A 19,491-nucleotide genomic window follows, 5' to 3' on the forward strand; every position below is an offset into this window, starting at 1 on the left:
ATTAACAGTTTATCAAACCAGTAAATGATAGTAAAAAAATTATAATGTTTGGATTAGGAAAAAATAAATCAAAAGTAGTTGAAGACGAATCGATAAGAGACAAATCTAAATTTGTTGTTGTTGGTTTTACTGTGATGGTTTTTTCTTTTTTACTGTTAATCATCAGTGAGATCTATACATCACTACAATTATCCAAACAAAACAGACTTATAGCTAGCACTGGAGACATCCAGGAAAAATCTGACAACATTGTTCTTGAAATGGCAAAAGTTGGTAGAGATGTAAATAAAAGTGAATATGAGTACATCAAAGAAATCATGATGTTTATGTCACCTACTGAATTTCAAAACTTTAAAAACTCTATTTCTGGAATGGCAAATGAATTTAATGTACAAATTAACAGCTTAAATGAGAGTAAAGCAGATCAATTAGGCAAAACTTATTCAATAAACTACATTGAGTACCAATTTTTAAGCACATATGAAAATTTAACTTTTTTAAAAAATAAGATTTCTGAAACAGATTTTAAGATCAATATAATTGAAGAAGAGGTCACAAGAGAAAATCCTACTTCTGATAAAGTATTAGCAGAGGGTAAAATTGGAGTTTATGTTTTTCCCGGTAAAGAAAAATTATTAAAAGATAAAGCTAAAATAATTGAAAAATTTAAAGCTGAAGAAGAAAAATTAGCTGAAAAAAATAAAAATAAGCCTGAAAATAATTAAATTAATTTTTATTCAAAGCCTAATGGTTTTTTGATGTAATCATACATCGGTTTTAAAAACTCAAGATATTTTTCCATAAATGGAAAAGCCATTCCAACTTCTTCTCTTAAAGGCACAATCAGAACTGAAAAAACAATAAATAAAAGTATTAATAAATAAAATAATAACCTTGTTCTTCTTGCAACATCAATTTTATTTTTTTCTTCTGATTGTTGTTGATTTTTCTTTTTCTCTAAAGCTTTTGCTGCTTCTTTAAGTCTATCTTTTTTAAATAATTTTTGAAAAAAATTTAAATTTTTATCTCTTTCTAATCTAAAGTTATCTAAATTTTTATCCATTTCCTCTTTTGAAGGAAATTCTTTTTCTTCATCAGTAAATATTTTAAAATTTGAAACAGTTTCTTCACTTTCTTTTTCTTCTTCAATTTCTTTGGTAACCGCATCATTGTCTATAGTAGATAATAATTCTTCTGGATCATCGCTAGGTGGAGTTTCTACAGTAGTCTCTGTTGGATTTTCAACTGGCGCAGGTTCTTCAATTATTGTTGATGCTTCAACTGCGTTCTCTTCAACTGGACTACTTGTTGGTTCTGTTTTAAAACTTTCTTCTGAAGTTTGTGAGCTTCCTTCATTTGGGTGATAGAACCATACCTCAGAACAGGAACCACATCTTACTTTTGATCCTTCGGCTGGCATAACGCCATCAGCCAATCTGAACTTTTTTTTCCCACAAATACAGTCGATAATCATATGTTGTATTTTTAGACTATTAATATAAAAAAATACATATGTCTATTGAACAAAAAATTGATGGGAATATAGGTAAACTATTTCTTTCAGGTGAAATTGACCTCGATAATTCAACACAAGTCAGAGAAAATATAAAAGATTTAATCGACAAAGTTAAAACAATTGAAGTTCAACTTTCAAAGGTTAACTATATAGACTCTTCTGGTATAGCAGCCTTAGTTGAAGGTATGCAGCTATCAAAAAGTGGCTCTAAAGAATTTTCTCTAACAGATGTGAGTAACGAAGTGATGAAAGTTATTAAATTAGCTCACTTAGATAAAATATTTAAAATCAAAAGTGTTACAAACCAAAATGCAGCTGAAGACAGTTCAGAACCAGCTCCTGCCCCTGAGCCAGAGACTCAAGCAAGTGAGAATGTCGATCTTTCTCCAAATGAAGAACCTCAACAACAACCAGTAGATCAAGAAGTTGAAAATAATCAAACAGAAGAAACAAAACCTAGCATCAAACGAGATGATGATGACGGTGATAAAATAAAATTTAAAAGGTAAGTGCTTACCTTAATATCCTTTGTAATTGGATCAATCGTTGGAAGTTTTTATAATGTCTGTATTTACAGACTTCCTAATGATTTAGATGTGGTTAGCAAAAGTTCATTTTGTACTTCATGTAAATACAAAATTCCTTTTTATTTAAATATTCCAATAATTTCCTACATCCTAAATTTTGGTAAATGTAAAAATTGTAAAAATAAAATTTCCATAAGCTATCTAATAGTTGAAGTTTTAACGGCAAGCTTATTCGTCTACGCTTATATGTTATATGGTATTAGTTTTAATGGTTTAGCTTTTATAATTTTTTACTCTGGATTGTTAATAATATTTTTTACCGATCTTAAGTATTATTTAATTTTAGATAAAATCACTATTCCATTATCAATAGTAGGTTTGGTGTTTACTTTTTTTAATTTTAATCCTTTCGATGTTGATATTTTAAGTTCCTTGCTAGGAGGAGCGGTTGGTTATTTGGTAATTTATATTATTAGATTTTTATTTTTTAAAATAAGGAAAGTTGAAGGAATGGGCCTTGGTGATGCGAAATTATTTTTAATGATTGGTATATGGCTTGGAATAAAATCAATTTATTTAATATTAGCAAGTTCAGCTCTTGTTGGGGCAGTTGTCGGTTCGCTAATTATTTATTTTTATAAAAAAGATAAAGATTTTCAAATTCCTTATGGATGTTTTATAGTGATTGCTTCAGCCCTGTATCCCTATTTAGGTTCGCTCTTTTATAATTTGATTTAAAGTTATATTGTTAATTAATTGATTCGTTAAAAAATGAATAAATCGTTAATTGCACAAAATATTAAAAAAAATTATCAACTTTTAGATAATAGACAATATGGTCTAGCTGAACAAAATGCTTTTAACTTATTAAAACAAGATCCCAATAATCATGAAATTTATAATTTAATTGGTGACATTCATTATAAACAAAATAATTTTGATAAATCTCTCTGGTATTATTTCTCATCATTAGACAGAAATTTTGATCCTAAGGCCCTAAATAGATTGGGCACTAATATTTTTTTACTCAATAATAATGCAGTTGCTGAAAAAGTTTTAACTAACTTATTAGCACACGATCCTCATTATGTTGCGGGTTACCTGAGTTTAGGCTTGGTTTATGAACAGAGTAAAAAATTAGAAAAAGCAATTGATTGCTATAAAGCAGCAATCAAAATTGATCCAAAAGAAATAAAAGCTTATTTAAGTCTTGCAACATTATACAAACAAGATCAAAATTATGATGATGCTATTAAAGTATATCAACAAGGATTAATTAATAACCCAAGTAATCACTTTATTTTAAGTAATCTTGGTAATTTGTTTTACCTTCAGCATAAATACGAAGATGCAATAATTAGTCATCAAAGAGCAATAAAAGCAAAACCAGATTCTCATGTAGTGCATTTTAATTTTGCTAATACCTTACTGAATGCAGGTAAATATTCTGAAGCAATTGAAATGTATAAAAAGACAATTGAACTTAATCCAAGATTTAATCGATCAAAAATTAATTTAGGTTCTACCCTACTTTCAATGTCAAATTTTGAAGAAGGTTTTAAAGAGTATAGCCACAGAATATATGAAGATAAAAACTTTAAATCCGTTTTACATAAGAAAAACTTATTATGGAATGGTCAAAATGTTGAAAATAAAAAAATTCTAATCGTAGCTGAAGATGGGTTAGGAAATACTCTACAATTTTCTAGATATCTTGAAACTCTAAGTCAACTTAAATGTAAAATCATCTTTCAATGCCAAGAAGAATTACATCATCTATTTGAGGATATGGAGTTTATTGATGAAATAGTAAGTCTTGAGAATGATTATGATAATTATGATTATTGGGCACCTTTGCAAAATTTGATATATTTACTGACACCAGATTTAAGTAGCAATTGTCCTTTCCCAGCAGTTCTCAAAATAAATGATAACAAACTTTTAGAGTGGGAAACATTAATTGCAATTAATGATAATGTTAAAATTGGTTTAAATTGGCAAGGAAGTGCTTCAAACCCTAGAGTTGCAAACAATTCGGTTTCTCTAAACAAATTTAAAAATATTATCAATAATCCTTTAGCAACATTTATTAGCCTACAAAAAGGTCCTGCTGTATCTGATATTGAAAAATTCAAATTTGAAGAAAACATTATTAATTACGATTTATTAATGGATACAGGATCAAAAAAATTTCTAGATACCGCAGCAATAATTAAATATTTAGATTTAGTTATTACTACTGATACCTCTATTGCACACTTAGCTGGAACTCTTGGCACTCAAACATGGTTGCTACTACCAAAAGTTTCTGATTGGAGATGGTTAAATTCAAAAGATGAAACCATTTGGTATGATAATTTTAGAATTTATAGACAAAAAGTCCAAGGAGACTGGTCTGATGTTTTTTCTAGAGTTGAAAAAGATAGTCTAGAATTGATTAAAAATATAAGTGATTTAAGACAAGCCTAATTAAGCTTTCTCCAAAAATTTTTATCTATTTCTTTTGACAATCCCTTAAGTCGGGAGATCATTAATTGAGATTTCTTTAATAATATTTCATCGTTCGCTATAGCTTTTTTAAAAGCATTATGTTTAGAGATCATAAAAGCAAATAATTCAGCTTTATCTTCGGCTGAATTATTTCTTGCATAACCAGATATAAAACCTTCAACAGAGGTATCTATGCCTAATGCCCCAACGACTAAATCACTAGAATACGGGTTCTTATTAATTTTTTCCCAACGCTCATCTAACTGCATCAATGATAGAGATGCATCAATGATATGATAAAATTCATGGTGAAATAACAACCTAATATATTCTTTTTTTACCTTGGTATTTTTATACTTATTTACAGCAGAGAGATTTAAATAAAAAACTCCAGGAGATTGATCAACATGACCTGGAGCTAGACCTCCTGGTTCAAAACCAAGAGATTTATCTGTAATTTTTTCACAAATCATTACATATTTTAAACCTGAGTTTTGTAGAAAGCTTGATGGATAGATATTTATTTCTTTCACTAAATCATTGATAACATCTCGATAGTTTGATTTTGTTTGACCACAAAAAAAATCATTTTTATTTTTAAAATTTTCTGTACTGATCAAGATATCTATACCTTTAGAAGAATAAATTTTTTTTGATTTAATAAACTCCCCTAAAACGTTTAAACTATTTTTTGAGTTAATAAATTTTGCATATCGATTATATTTTAAATTTTTTTTAAGCGTCCTAAATCGAACTAAACAATCAATGCCTCCATCTTTTTTACAATCTTCTAGAGCAGTTTTATCTAATTGATTTTGAGGGATAGGCCCCATTCTTGTGTAAAGTCTACCAGATACAGACTCGACAATAGTTCCTCTAAATTTTTTATCTTTTTTTCTATTTTCTTTGATTGTTGAAATATAATTTTTTACAAACGCTGCTCTTTCTTTGTAAGATTGTCTAACTTCTTCTGTAATGTTACCTGCGAAAACTTTATTTTGAAATAAAAGAACTAAAATTAGGATAAATAAAATTCTCATTAAACATTTTTAAAAAACTTAATACTAAAGCTCGAAGTAATATCTCTAAATTGTTCTGTGTAACAGGAAGCAAATATTTCTATACTGTTTTGTTGTGGTGCATCTGTTAATACAAAATTTAATGAATTATCTTTAGGCTTTTTTTCTGTCAAATCAAAGCTATTAAAATAATCCTTCCACATTGAAATCTTTTCTTTGCATTTGTTTAAGTCGCCCTGTTTATTATTGTTAAATGCAATAATTGAATAAACTTGATTTTGTGAATTAGTGTAAAAATAATAATTATTAAAATGATTAGATAATTTGCTTGGTTCAACTTTAAAACATTTGCCGTCTGCAATAATCTTTTCACACTCACCTATGATATTCAGTTGGTCTTGATTTAATTCAGCTAAAAATAATTGATCAAAAATTTGCTCTAATCTATTTTTAGGCAGCATAATTTCAGTATTTTTAGGCTGCAATAATTGGTCTATGTTTGACACGTCTAAACCCTCTTTTTCCTCAGGTTTGTCATCAAACATTTCATCAGGTTGTTTTATTTCTTGTCCAGGTAAGTCACCAGGTTCGCCTGATAGGGAGTTAATATTTGTTAGCAATAATATTAAAAATATTTGAATTAATAGTTTCATTTATTTAAGACTCTATATTATTAATAATTAACTAATATTAAACATAAATCAATGAGTGAAGCGCTTCAAAAAAGCATACAAGATATCAATAAACTTCCAGGTCTTAAAAAAGTAAAAGAAGAAGTTAAAAACCTAGTTGCTTATTTACAAAGTACTAAGGAAAGAAAAGAACAAGGTCTAGGAGAAGGTCCAGCTTTAACTTTGCATTTAATTTTCTCTGGTAATCCTGGTACTGGTAAAACTACCGTTGCAAGAATATTAGCAGAAATTTATAGAGACCTTGGATTAATTCAAGGGGGTAAACTTATTGAGGTTACGAGGAGTGATTTAGTTGTTGCTGAAAAAGGAAAAACGGCTGAAAGAGCTGCTGAAAAATTTAATCAAGCAATAGATAATGTATTATTTATTGATGAAGCATACACTTTAATCAATAAAAAAGATCCTAACGATAATGGTCAAGAAGCAATTGATGAATTGCTTAAATACATGGAAGATTACAGAGATAGATTAATTGTTATTGTTGCAGGTTATGAAAAAAATATGCATGACTTTGTTGCTGCTAATGCTGGTTTGGCATCAAGATTTAAGAGAAATATTATTTTTGAAAATTATAACGATTTAGAGCTTTATCAAATTTTCTACAAAATGTGTCGTGAAAATAATTATATGATTGCAAATGATGCAAGTGGCCCAATTCAAAATGCGTGTAAAAAAGTTATAGAAATAACTGGTGAGCGATATTCAAATGCTAGAGATGTAAGGCGTTTTTTCGAGGGTTGTATTCAAACTCAATCTGTAAGATTAAGTCAGATGAAAACTAAAACTAAATTAGATCTCATGATGATTAAAAAAGAGGATGTTGAAACAACAATTAATAATTTTAGTTAAACAGTATTTTTTGCTCGAAAATGATTTACAATATATCTTCTAATAAATTCATAAGCTAAAATGATAAAAGCTACAAAAGTTATAAAAGGCACATAACTTAATATTCTTAAATATTTATAATAAATTTTTTGTAAAGCAGTTGTTTCATCCAACTGAATTTGATGTAATCGGTTTGCAATTAAATGTATTTTTGGATCTGAAAGCTTATTACATTTATCTAAAATTTTATATAATTGCTGCTTATCATAGTAATTTACTAAGTGGACTAGTTTGTTTTCAATCGCATAACAATTTGCACTTAAATTATTATAAACATCATTTAGAGTTAATTGTTTTTTAATTTTTGAATTATTACTAATACTTTCATATACTTTAGCAACTTCTTGCTCTGATGGACTTTCTTTTAAAACAATTTCTATATTTTCTTCAAACTCTTCTAAAGTTTTTTCAACTTTTTTAATAGTATTTTTATCTTTAGGCGACGCTTCTTTTATAACCTCTTGATCATTTTCAGGTTTTTTTGCAATAACTGGGGGAACATTACCTTTAGCAAAATCTCCAAATAGTTTTCTAAAGGTTAAAGAAAAAATATTTGAATTCATATCACTTTCCTCGTTTTGCATTAAAAATGCATTCGCCATTAAGCTTGTATCAGTTTCTTTATTTAAGAAATTATATCCAAGTCCTAATGAATAATAAGTTTCTTGATCTCTTGGCAAATCAACATTGAACGATGAGCCTGAGCTATAACGAGCATTAGAGGTGGTACCATCTATAAAATGATCTTGAGAAGCAAACATTGCAAGGCTTAACTCATTATTAATGTTCTCTTTTTTACTTAGATCGACACCAATTGAAATTCCAAGCTCAGGTTTAACTATAAATAAATTTTCATTATCAACATTTAAAGCTAGCTCGCCCCCTGTTTCTTCGGTATCGCTTTTAAATACATAAGTTGAATTAAATTTTGCTGACGGTGAAACGCTAACTTCACCAAATTTATACTTTTTAATATATTGAACTTCTTGATTTACTCCAACATCCCAATAATCAGAAACATATTTGTCATTTACTGAAGTTCCAAATACTGAAACATTTCTTTCACTTTCTGTTTTCGAAACATACATTCCAGATATTAAGTTTAAACCATGGTCTTTTTTATCATATTGTTTGAATAAAGAGGCATGAACTGAATAGGTTTTAGACTCACCATAGTTATTTTTATAATCAGTATCTGTACCTGTAAAACCGTAAGAGTAACCGGTAAATGTTTCTTCATCATTTTTAAATTGTTGACCAAATAAAATTCCTGTTGTCTCAGAGTCGTAACCTGTATAATTGGAATTGATATTATCTCGATCAGCTGTGGTCCCATAAGTTCTTATAAATGTTGCAGAGTCTTCAGATCGAAAATCATTGAATATAGATCTATTCTTATTATTTTTAACAAAGCCTAAAACACTAGTATCTGAATAATCAAAATATTCATTAAAATTTGTCTTATCCCCATATAAACCTGCATCTTGTAATGAAGCTAAAGTTAATTCATTTGAACTACTTGTGAAGCTACTAACTAATGAAGTATTTACATTAGAGGAAGTAACGCTACTTAAAGCTCTATTAAAATTGTTATGATTTAAAGTAGGTTGAGTAAAAGTTGTAGCAAGCACTGTACCTTTTAATTTTCCAAGCTCAGTATTTACTGAATTACTATCAGAGGCTTTTAACACATTTGCAACTTCAAGAGTTTTACCAGTTGTTGCCGCATCAAACACCTCGGCAATGTCTTTAAAATTATTTTTTGTTGTTAAACTTTTAACAGTATTTGATGAAACCCCACCATCCTCATCAATATTTAAAAATACTTTTCTATTTACAGTGTCGTAAGAAATAGAGGTAGTCGCATCACCTAAATTTGAACTATTATTTACAGTAGTTGAAGCAAAAGTGCCCGATAATGAATTACCAGATCCTCCAGATCCATCAAAAATTGTAAGTGTTACATCAGAATAAGTTGTGTTTGCTGGTTCTAAAACTAATGCACCTGCAAGTGTAATATTTCCAGATACGACTACTTTATCAGATGTCGTATCATTAAATTCAATTGTAGTAGTTGAGTTGTCACCTAAAGTAACATTGCCATCTATTGTTAAAGTTCCAATACTATTACCAGGTGCTAAATTAGCTGTTGCAACTGTAACATTTCCTCCAATAGTTGCCCCTCCAGATAAAGTACCACCACTGACAGTTAAATTGTTTTCAATAACTTGATTTCCACTATCTGCAGCTAAACCTGCATAGAGAGTACCTGCTGATACGGTTAGATCTCCATCAAAAGTATTTATGCCTCTTAAAGTTAAAGCACCACTTCCTGATTTTGTTAATGCCCCTGTACCAGAAATAACACTTGCTAATGTAGAGTCGCTACTATTTCTAATTTCTAAATCATCATTTAATGCTATTGCCGCTGCAGAAATTTCTGTTCCAATTAATGTTGAGCTTGCAGATACTGTAGTTGTACCAGTGTATGATTGTGTTCCTGTTGTTGTAACATCTGCACCTATGTTAGATGTACCTGATACAGACATATTAGTTACACCTGATATAGCGCCATCTAGGTCTAAATTTCCTGTTACTGTTAAAGCGTTTGATCCACCAGTAACAGCCGCCATTGTAATTGTTGAACCTTCTAATGTTCTGTCACCACCAGAAAGTGTTGTTATACCTTGATAATTCTGAGTACCTGTTGTTGTAACATTTGAACCAATATTTGATGTGCCTGATACAGACATATTAGTTACACCTGAAACAGCACCATCTAGGTCTAAATTTCCAGTCACTGTTAAAGCATTAGATCCTCCTGTTACAGCATTTAAAGTAACTGTTGATGCAGTTAATGTTCTGTCTCCACTTGAAAGAGTAGTTGTACCATCATAAGACTGGGCACCAGTTGAAGTAACATCTGCAGCTAAAGTAGATGCTCCAGTAACACTCAAACTTGCAAGTCCTGTAGCATCATTGGTAGAAAGTTGAAATCCTCCATCAACTGTTAAACCTTTTGAAGCACCAGTAATTCCATAAAATGTTATATTACTTCCACCTGTTGAAGTAACAGTTCGGTTTCCTGTACCTGATAATGTTGCATTACCTAAAAATTGAACACCAGCTGTTGTAATATCAGCACCAATATTAGAAGTTACTCCTGCGCCAGAAACACTGAAAGCATTAGTGTTAGTTATTGCTCCATCAATATCAGCATTACCAGAAATAATAATATTATTGTTTCCACCATCAACAGTGGAACCAAAATTTACAGTTGAAGCTGTTAGTGTACTAGAAGCACTAAAAGTTGTAGCACCTGTGTAAGTTTGTGTCCCTGTTGTTGTTACATCTGCGCCTATGTTAGAAGTTAAAGATACAGCTACAGATGAAGCATTAGATATTGCTGCATCTAAATCTAATGCACCTGTAATATCAATGCCACCTAATCCACTAGTGCCTCCAACTATACCTGTAAATTGAGTAGTTCCTGTACCAGTGTTTATATTTAAATTTCTAGCGGTTCCATCTGAGTTGACTGTATTACCAAACATAATATTTGAATTAGTTGTTGTTAATGTGTTTGCTGCACTTAAAGTAGTGGCTCCTGTGAAAGTTTGAGTGCCAGATGTTGTTACATTTCCCCCCAAATCAGAAGTTGTAGAAACAACTAAAGAAGAAGTGCCAGCACTTCTAATTACAGAACCATCTAAATTTAAACTTGCAATAGTTTGTGATGATTGCAAATCTAATGAGGCACCTGAGTTAATTGTTACATCTGTTAAATTAGACAAACTACCTGTCAGTTTTAAAGTTCCAGCTGAAATTAATGTGTCGCCAGAATAATTGTTAGCTCCTGACAATACTAATATTCCAGTTCCTTCTTTAGTTATATTTCTTGAACCACTTTCACTAATATTACCACTTAAAGTCAATTGAGTTCCATCAACATCTACTGTTGAATTGGCAAATAATATGATTGAACCCGCAAAAGTACTTGTACCTGTAGAAGTAGAAATAGTTCCACTATTTCTAAGTGACTCAGTCGTTGAATAATTAACGTTTTGAAAGTCAATTGTAGCTCCTGATTGGATAGTGGTATTATTATTTGTATTTCCTAAGGCATTATTTGATGTTACAGTTAATGTTCCAGCAGTAATGTTTACTGCACCACCAAAAGTATTATTGCCTGACAAAGTTAAATTTCCAGTTCCTTCTTTTGTGATACCTCCGTTTGATGAGCCTCCATCACTTTGAATAATACCTGAGAAAGTTGTCGTTGAATTATTACCACCTACAGTCAATATTTCTTTATTAACGATATCAATAACACCTGCGCCAGAAATGGATCCTATAGTGTCTGATACATCAACATTTAATGTCGCTCCACTTTCAACTGTTACTGCAGTAGTATCTGACAAGCTGCCTGTGACTGTCAAAGTTCCACCGCTAATTGTGGTGTTACCAGTATAATCATTAGCATCACTTAATATAAGTTCATTAGATCCAGATTTAGTCAAAGCACCGGTTCCTGTTATGGTTCCAGATATGGTTTGATCTGAACCAGAAAATATCAAAGTACCAGAATTTGAAATACTTTGCGCATAATCAGCAGATGATCCATCCCATCCTATTGTTCCAGATATCTCTAATGTTCCTGAAGAAATTGTTGTACTACCAATATAAGTATTATTTCCTGAAAGAGTTTGAGTGCCAGAGCCAGCTTTATTTACATTAAGTGTTATGGTGCTTCCATCTCTATCCAAATTTGTGATTATTCCGCCAAAAGAGTTATTATTATCATTTCCAATATAAATTGTTTCTGTTCCTCCAGTATTTCTTCTAACTTCACCCCCTGAGCCTGTAAGTCCACCTACATAAAAATTAGCACCTGTTCCTCCATTTATATAAAGTAGTCCACTTGAATTAAGATTAACTGTATTTAAGTCAGAGCTATTTCCTATAACCGTCTCATTATTTAATTGAAGAATTGATCCGTTGCTGACATTAAATGTTGCTCCCGTAATATTATTATTATCATTATCTAAAGTAACTCTTGTTCCAGTAATTGTGATGTCATTATTTGCTGAAGTAATTCTACCAGTAAACGTTGTTCTGTCAGTTCCTGCATCATGAAAAGTAACATCTCTATTTAATGTTATGTCACCATTAAAAAAAGCATTTGTATGACCACTTCCTGAAGAACCAATAATTGGATTGCTTGCCGTAGAATTATTATTAACAACTATGTCTGAATTATTTGAAGTACCTAATTGAATTAAAAATTGAGGTGTATCTGAAGAAGTAGTTGAACTATCTGTAATATTAACTTGAGAAGATGAAGAAATATTACCAGAAACTAGCAATGTCCCAGCTCTAACTGTGGTATTACCAGTATAATCATTTCCAGAATTACTTAAGGTCAATGTACCAGAATTATCTTTTATTAGCGCTCCTGTACCTGAAACTTTTCCTGATAAAGTTTGGTTAGATGAAGAATCAAAAATTAGTGTTCCACTGTTTGCTATAGCGTTACTATAAGATCCATTTCCCAAAGTTCCTGTTATTTGCAATGTTCCAGCACTAACTTGTGTTGTTCCTGTAAATGTATTTGCACCTCCTAAAACTAATGTACCAGCTCCAGATTTTGTAATACTTGCGGCAGGTTGATTTGTTGGCCATCCGCCAGATCCACCTTGTCCATTAACTAACGGTGCATTAATATTTAAAGTTGAACTTGATCCCACTGTAAAATTTCTATTTGGACCAGTATCGCTACCTGTTCCAAGACCATACGTTCCCATATTTGTTGCATTAAAATTTGCAGTAGAATTGTCACCTAATGTAATGTCGCCATCTAAATTCAATCCTGCAATAGTCGTACCACCTGAAGAATGATTTCCATCTGTAGTAATGATGGCCCCATCAGCTAGTGTAACATTACCAATATGATTAAACCAATTAGATAGATTGGATAATGTACCACCAGTGGTAGCAAAGTCTATACTAGGCGAGCTTGACTGGTGATTTCCAAATATGTCATGAGCACCTAATTTTAAAATACTAGATGAACCTATAATTTCAATTGTTGATACAGATGCAGAAGAATTTGTTAATGTAAGATCAGCAGATACTCTGATTGTGCCAGTTAAAGTATTAGAACCTGTTAGAGTAAGAGCTGTTGATGATCCCCAGACACTTAAAGTACCAGCTCCTGAAATAGGGTTAGATATACTAACTGCTCCAGAAGCAGTTTCTGATAAAAGTAGAGTATTCCCTGTTGGTACTGCTATTTCTTCACCAGTTGCCGGACATGATCCACCAGAACCAATTGTATTGTTTACTACTAAATAAGTCGAAGTTTCAAAATTAGTACCACAACCAGTTATGGGTACAGTTTTCACTGCATTAGCAAAATTAAAAAATGAAAAACTTAATAAAGAAATACAAAATAAAATAAAAAAATTAATTAAATTAAGTAATTTTTTTTTCATTTTAAGAAGTAGATTATTATTTTAATCTTTTTTAATTATTTTGAAATACCCATAGTGGGTGCTCAAATTAGTGCCTAAAGATCTATATTTTTTTTAAGTTATGTAAGATAAGTTAAATATGTCAAAAGTAGATTTAAATGAAATTTATAATCCCTCACATAAATTAAAATCAAATATTTACAAAGCTATTCAACAGCAATCTTTAGATAATAAAAAAAATAAACTTTTTAAAAATGATATTTTAAATTCAGTTAAAGAAAAAAAAGATCCATCTTCAAGTAAAGTTTTATTTGAAAAATTAACTGAACAAAAAATTATTGAAAATGAAAAAAGTAAAAAAATTAAATATATAATTTTTGGATCAGCAATTCTTTTGGTATTTTCAACTTATTTTATAAATTAATATAAATTCTCGCTTTAATTTAGAAAATTATTTTCATAAATTCGTTCAAATTATAATGAAAGAATTTTCTTTAAAGTGTTAAGATTAATATCAAATAAAAACGTATTTTTATTTCTAATTAAATAAATCTGTCTTGAAATTTTTGGCTCATCAATAGGTTTATAAATAAGAGCATTATTCTGAGCAATGCTTTCTGGAATTATACCAACCCCTAATCCTTGTTTAATACAAGTTGAAGAAGTATTTTCATTTTCAGTATAGATTATATCTGAATGTCCTCTATTTTTTTTCCTAATATCAATTAAGTTATTAAATTCTTGTTTATTAATAATTTCATTTTTTTCATCTTTAATTTTGTAATATAAGAATTCACATGAGTCTCTAAAAACATAATTAGATTCACTTTGCACATCTTTTAATTTTATCTTTTTTGATTTTTCAAATTTATGTCCTTTTGCAAATGCTACACAAAAAATATCATCAAATAAAAAATCTTTAATAATATTTTCTTCTTCTTGAGGTAAACTTGAAATTGCATAATTAATTTTGTTATTTTTAATTAGCTTTATCAAATCAAAAGAATTAGTCTCGACTACTTTTAATCTTTTGTCTTTAAAATAATCTTTCATAAACCATATAAAATGATCTTTATGTAAAGTAGATAGTGTAGATGGAAAACCAATTGTAATTTGATTTTTGACTTTATCTTGATTTAAAAGTGTGTTGCTTTTTATGTTTGTAACAATTTTTTGATTTTCAATTTCTCTTTTTTTTGCAAAAGCGTATAGGATTTGTCCTTCCTCTGTAAGTTGTATCCCCTTTTTCCCTCTTAAGAATATTTTTTTCTTGAGATTAAACTCTATAATTTTGATACTTCTTGTAATTGATGGCTGACTAATTCTTAAGTCTTTACTGGCAGCCAAAATACTTCCTTTGTCTGCAACAACTAAAAAATAATTTAAGAATTTAGGGTTTAAAAACTCATGTTTATTAATCATGTATATAATTTTTTTATATTAAAAGTAATTTTATATAATAATTTTATTATACATTAAACCCATTATGAGGATACTCAAATTATGGATTCTGTTAAAAAAATTATTGAAGTTGAAAAATTAATCACTGCAATTTACGCAGATGAAATACACCTGTATGGCAGTAGACCCTATTATGCTCAAATTTTAAAAATTATTTATCATATCAATTTAAAGACCTGGAAAGATGAAGATTTAATCTGTGATAATGAAACTTTTATTGCTCACGCGTTAGGCAGTAACATTAATGCAGTAACAAGAGGTCTAAATTTACCAAGAGAAACTGTTAGAAGAAAAGTTAATGAGCTGATTGAATTAGATTATGTGATGCGTGTTGATGGTAAATTGTACGTTACTCAAAAATACAGAAAACCTACATTTGAAAAAAGTGTTTTATTTCATAAAAAAATGTCTAATTTAGCATAAGTAACTGCTAATTAATGTAAGTGAATAAATCTAAATCATAATGTCTAAAAAACTAATAAAATTTATTTTAAGCTTGATTGTACTTGCTAATGTTTCTTTTAATTCTATAGCAAATGAGCCCAATTCAATTACAAAGCAGTACAGGGATTGGGTATACCGATGTGTTAATGTAAATAAAAAAAATCAATGTGAAATCATTCAAAAATTAACTATTAATAATACTAATATCCAATTTTCTTTCGCCTTTTCAAATTTTATTAATGATCAAAATGAACTTAAAGAAGTATTAAATATAATTACTCCTTTAGGCGTAAACGTTCAAAAAAAAGTTGAAATTAAGTTCCACGAAGGCACAGCTGTAAATTTACCAATTAGTAAATGTGAAGCATTTGGATGTATAATAAATTTAACAAATAATAGTAAAGATGATGCAAATGTAAGTTTATTTAATCAAATAAAAGCATCTATGAATAAATCTGCTTTTTTTGAGTTAAGTATCGATGGATTTCAAAAAGATCCTTTAGTTATCAAAAGTTCATTACAAGGTTTTAGTAACGCTTACAAAGAGTTAAGTAAATCTAAAGGTTAATTTTTATAAATGAACAATGTAAAGAAATATACAGGCATTGTTCTATTGATCTTTCTAGTTTTTTTTAAAATTCAAGATAGCAACTTTGTCATGAAAGTTGAGAATATTGCCTATGATGCTTATCAAAGTTTATTTATTAAAAAAGATAATTACGATGGTGTTGTAATTGTTGATATTGACGAAAAGAGTATTGGTGAAATAGGTCAATTTCCATGGCGAAGAGACGTATTTGCAAAACTAATTGATCGATTAAATCAATACCAAGCATCTGTTATTGCATTTGATATTTTTTTTAGTGAGGAAGATAAACAAAATCCTAAGAAAATCTTAGAGGAATTTAATATCAAAAGTGATCAAGTAATTGACAGTGATCAATCACTATTAGAGAGTATCAAGGGATCTAATGTTGTTCTTTCAGTCCTTGGGGACGTGTCAACTTATAATAAGAATAATCCATCAAAACCAAAAACAAATATTATTTCTCGAGGAATGGATATATCTAATTATGTTTACAGTTTTAAAAATAAAATTACATCACTGGAAAAGTTTAATGATGTTGCAGCTGGCATAGGAACAATTTCATACCTTGATAGCCCAGATGCAGTTTTAAGATCAGTTCCGATTATATTAAAAATTGATGGTGATATTTGGCCTGCACTGAGCTTGGAAAGTTTAAGGGCACTGCATGGACATAAAAGTATTTTAATTAACTCTGACGAAACAGGAATAAATTCAATTAAAACAAGAAAATATCTAATAGAGCCAGATCCAAATGCAATTGTTTATATAAATTACAAAGAATTTGATAAAAAAAATTATATCCCAGCAGTTGATGTTTTGAATATGAGTGTTAATGCAAACAAACTAAAAGATAAAATTGTAATTATTGGAAGTTCAGCTCAAGGTTTATTTGACTTTGTTAAAATCCCCAATGGAGATGTAATACCTGGTGTACAAACTCACGCTCATCTAATTGAAAACATTGTCAACAATGATTTTATAATTAAGAATTTATACACAACGATTGCGGAAAATTTATTACTTATTATCTCTTTGATACTCGTTTTGATTATCCCAAATAAAATTTTACCAAAATTTAGTATAATTTTCTTTAGTGGATTAGTTTTAATCTTAATTGCAGCAAGTATGATTGTTTATCAATTTAACTACTTTGTTGATGTATTTTACATTATTTCAAGCTCTTCAATATTATTCTTAACCACTCTTTACTTTAGATATCTAAAAGAAAATGAACTTGCATTGGAAAATGAAAAAAAACAAATTGTATTAAAACAAGAAAGAGAAATTGCCGGTGAGGTTCAGAAAAAATTATTTCCAAAAGAATTTACCAATAAAGACTTAATTTTTGCTAAAAATGTTCCAGCCAAAGATGTATCAGGAGATTACTATGATTACATTTCTATTAATGATAATGAGGTTTATTTCACTCTTGCCGATGTGTCAGGCAAAGGTGTAAAAGCTGGTATCTTAATGGCTAATGCAGCAGCTGTTTTTAGATCTATGGCTAAACTTGAAAAATCAGTTTCTAGTATTGCCCAATTTGTTAATAACCAAGTAGCAAATAACTCTTATCAAGGTATGTTTATCACTGCTGTAATAGGAAAATTTAATATAAATAACAAAGAAATTGAATATATAAACCTCGGACACGAGCCAATAATGATCTTCGATAAAGAATATAAATTTGAATACTTAAAATCTACCCTACCGCCGCTTGGAATAATGAGCATGGATGATGAAAGTTTCTTTCAAACTAATAAAGTAAACATTCAAGACAAAAACTTAATGATTTATACTGATGGTGTTACTGAGGGATATTTAGAAAATGGAGAAGAACTTCAAGTCAAAGGTTTAGAGCAAGAATTAATTAATAACAAATTTATTAAGCCTAGTGAAATAATAGAACATATCAGTAAAATTTTAACAAAAAGAGATGCACCGTTAAGAGATGATGTAACATGTATAGTTGTTTCGGGCCACAATAATTGATGAAAAAATTTATCCTAATTCTTTTTGTTTTATCTTTATCTACACAAGTTAAAGCTGAAGTAACTTATTTAGAAATTTTAAAAAATCCAACTGACTTAAGGTTAAATCTTCAGTATGCAAAAGAACAAGAGGCATTAGGTGAATTTAAAAGTGTAATTGCTACTTTAGAAAGACTAACAGCTCTTTATCCTACTAACATTGATTTAAAATTATATTTATTATCTATTGCGGTTAAAACAGATAGTACTGAAAAAGTTTTAAGACTAATTGAAGAGATTAGACAATCAGATGAAATCACTGAGGATGTTAAAAAAAGAGTTGCTCAAGTATTTGATGATATCAATAAAAAAAGAATTGATGATGAAAAAGCTATAGCAAGACAAAAAGCAAGACAAGTTGTTGAAGAGGAAGAAAAGAAAAGATCTCAAGTTGCTAGTAAAGAAAATAAATGGACTTTTTATCAAGATATTGGGTGGAAAGCTACATTACACTCAAATATTGGAAATGTATCTTCATCCAAGACTCAATATTCTGGTGGAAGTATTGTTGCGATGAGTGGAGTTGAGGGAGATAATATAGAAACTATTAATACCGTTACTGGTGCAATTTATCAAATTAATGATACTTCAAATATTTCTCTTTCTGTTGGAACATCTTCATCAGAACAAAATAGAGGAACAACAGACGAAAATGACACCAATACATTTTCATCAAGTTACAGTAAATTTTTTGAAAGAAATTCTTTTAGTGCTTCCTACTCTTTCACTGATACTAATACAAGAAGAGCAGCAGATACTTATGCTAACAATTTAAGTTTTAATAACACTTTTAGTTTGAATGAAAATCATAGATTTAATGGTGGGATTACTTTAGGAACTAACAAAGGAAATCAAAATCCATCAAATGCAACTCGTAGAAACCAAAACACCTGGAAGCAAGGTTTTACAACTGGATATGATTTGTTAATGGGTGAAGGAGCTCAACACAAATTAAGTTTAAAATATACCTATACTGACACTCATGCAATCGCTAACCACAATGCTTTAGATGATCATACATATTCTATTTCTTATACTGAAAATACACTGTGGGGAAACTTTACATATAGTTATTCTGAATCTGATAAAGATTATGATACTAGAGATAGTTTTGTAAGTTCAGCAATAACTAGAAGAGAAGATTCTGCTACTCACACTGTTTCAATGAATGGAAGTTTGGGACAAATTGCAAGATCAATGCCTACTTTAGAATTGCCAAGTTTTATAATGAACCAACTAAACACATTAACTTATAACATGTCATGGTCAGAAACTGAAAATGATGGATCCTTACTTCAACACAATTACGAAAAAGAAACCTTCAATTTTGGTATCACAAAAAGGATTTATTATTAATGAGAAACA

General features: G+C 29.5%; 15 protein-coding genes. 10 read left to right on the forward strand and 5 right to left on the reverse strand.

Translation table 11 applies throughout. From position 1 onward, the window contains the following. Positions 1-44 precede the first annotated feature (44 nt). A complete protein-coding gene (locus B9N70_RS03950) occupies positions 45-725 on the forward strand; it encodes a hypothetical protein (RefSeq protein ID WP_085114507.1) in 681 nt (226 codons plus the stop codon). A gap of 8 nt (positions 726-733) precedes the next feature. On the opposite strand, the gene B9N70_RS03955 is transcribed toward B9N70_RS03950, so the two are convergent. Further along, positions 734-1,474 (reverse strand): zinc-ribbon domain-containing protein, encoded by a 741-nt coding sequence (locus tag B9N70_RS03955; RefSeq protein WP_085114508.1) that lies wholly within the window; start codon positions 1,472-1,474, stop codon positions 734-736. Between the two features lie 38 nt (positions 1,475-1,512). On the opposite strand from B9N70_RS03955, the gene B9N70_RS03960 reads away from it, so the two are divergent. The 3 genes from B9N70_RS03960 to B9N70_RS03970 are packed head-to-tail and all read left to right on the forward strand — an operon-like array spanning position 1,513 to position 4,512. After that, the gene (locus B9N70_RS03960; RefSeq protein WP_085114509.1) at positions 1,513-2,025 is read left to right on the forward strand and encodes an STAS domain-containing protein; all 513 of its coding nucleotides are present in this window, start codon (positions 1,513-1,515) and stop codon (positions 2,023-2,025) included. Continuing rightward, positions 2,026-2,781 (forward strand): prepilin peptidase, encoded by a 756-nt coding sequence (locus B9N70_RS03965; RefSeq protein WP_085114510.1) that lies wholly within the window; start codon positions 2,026-2,028, stop codon positions 2,779-2,781. A gap of 33 nt (positions 2,782-2,814) precedes the next feature. Then, a complete protein-coding gene (locus B9N70_RS03970) occupies positions 2,815-4,512 on the forward strand; it encodes a tetratricopeptide repeat protein (RefSeq protein WP_085114511.1) in 1,698 nt (565 codons plus the stop codon). Here B9N70_RS03970 and B9N70_RS03975 read toward each other — a convergent pair. Together B9N70_RS03975 and B9N70_RS03980 are read right to left on the reverse strand one after the other, a co-directional pair. Then, positions 4,509-5,573 (reverse strand): putative zinc-binding metallopeptidase, encoded by a 1,065-nt coding sequence (locus B9N70_RS03975; protein WP_085114512.1) that lies wholly within the window; start codon positions 5,571-5,573, stop codon positions 4,509-4,511. The genes B9N70_RS03970 and B9N70_RS03975 overlap by 4 nt on opposite strands. Continuing rightward, positions 5,573-6,205, reverse strand: coding sequence for a hypothetical protein (locus B9N70_RS03980; RefSeq protein WP_085114513.1), 633 nt, complete (start codon positions 6,203-6,205; stop codon positions 5,573-5,575). The genes B9N70_RS03975 and B9N70_RS03980 overlap by 1 nt, the downstream gene beginning before the upstream one ends. A 51-nt stretch (positions 6,206-6,256) precedes the next feature. On the opposite strand from B9N70_RS03980, the gene B9N70_RS03985 reads away from it, so the two are divergent. Then, positions 6,257-7,093: an AAA family ATPase gene (locus B9N70_RS03985; protein ID WP_085114514.1), complete on the forward strand. Its 837-nt coding sequence runs from the start codon at positions 6,257-6,259 to the stop codon at positions 7,091-7,093. Here B9N70_RS03985 and B9N70_RS03990 read toward each other — a convergent pair. Then, on the reverse strand, positions 7,090-13,626 hold the full coding sequence (locus B9N70_RS03990) for an autotransporter-associated beta strand repeat-containing protein (RefSeq protein WP_085114515.1): 6,537 nt from the start codon (positions 13,624-13,626) through the stop codon (positions 7,090-7,092). The genes B9N70_RS03985 and B9N70_RS03990 overlap by 4 nt on opposite strands. 118 nt (positions 13,627-13,744) lie before the next feature. Between B9N70_RS03990 and B9N70_RS03995 the strand changes: the two genes are divergently transcribed. Continuing rightward, entirely contained in the window at positions 13,745-14,029 is a 285-nt protein-coding gene (locus tag B9N70_RS03995) for a hypothetical protein (RefSeq protein ID WP_085114516.1), read from the forward strand. 50 nt (positions 14,030-14,079) lie between these two features. On the opposite strand, the gene B9N70_RS04000 is transcribed toward B9N70_RS03995, so the two are convergent. Beyond that, complete coding sequence (locus tag B9N70_RS04000) at positions 14,080-15,027, reverse strand: LysR family transcriptional regulator (RefSeq protein ID WP_085114517.1); 948 nt, start codon at positions 15,025-15,027, stop codon at positions 14,080-14,082. Between the two features lie 81 nt (positions 15,028-15,108). On the opposite strand from B9N70_RS04000, the gene B9N70_RS04005 reads away from it, so the two are divergent. The 4 genes from B9N70_RS04005 to B9N70_RS04020 are packed head-to-tail and all read left to right on the forward strand — an operon-like array spanning position 15,109 to position 19,482. Beyond that, complete coding sequence (locus B9N70_RS04005; protein ID WP_085114518.1) at positions 15,109-15,489, forward strand: MarR family transcriptional regulator; 381 nt, start codon at positions 15,109-15,111, stop codon at positions 15,487-15,489. A gap of 40 nt (positions 15,490-15,529) precedes the next feature. Beyond that, positions 15,530-16,078, forward strand: coding sequence for an invasion associated locus B family protein (locus B9N70_RS04010; RefSeq protein ID WP_085114519.1), 549 nt, complete (start codon positions 15,530-15,532; stop codon positions 16,076-16,078). A gap of 9 nt (positions 16,079-16,087) precedes the next feature. Then, complete coding sequence (locus tag B9N70_RS04015) at positions 16,088-18,088, forward strand: CHASE2 domain-containing protein (RefSeq protein WP_085114520.1); 2,001 nt, start codon at positions 16,088-16,090, stop codon at positions 18,086-18,088. After that, positions 18,088-19,482, forward strand: coding sequence for a tetratricopeptide repeat protein (locus tag B9N70_RS04020; protein ID WP_085114521.1), 1,395 nt, complete (start codon positions 18,088-18,090; stop codon positions 19,480-19,482). The genes B9N70_RS04015 and B9N70_RS04020 overlap by 1 nt, the downstream gene beginning before the upstream one ends. Positions 19,483-19,491 lie beyond the last annotated feature (9 nt).

Source organism: Candidatus Pelagibacter sp. HIMB1321, from assembly GCF_900177485.1.
GTDB lineage: Bacteria > Pseudomonadota > Alphaproteobacteria > Pelagibacterales > Pelagibacteraceae > Pelagibacter.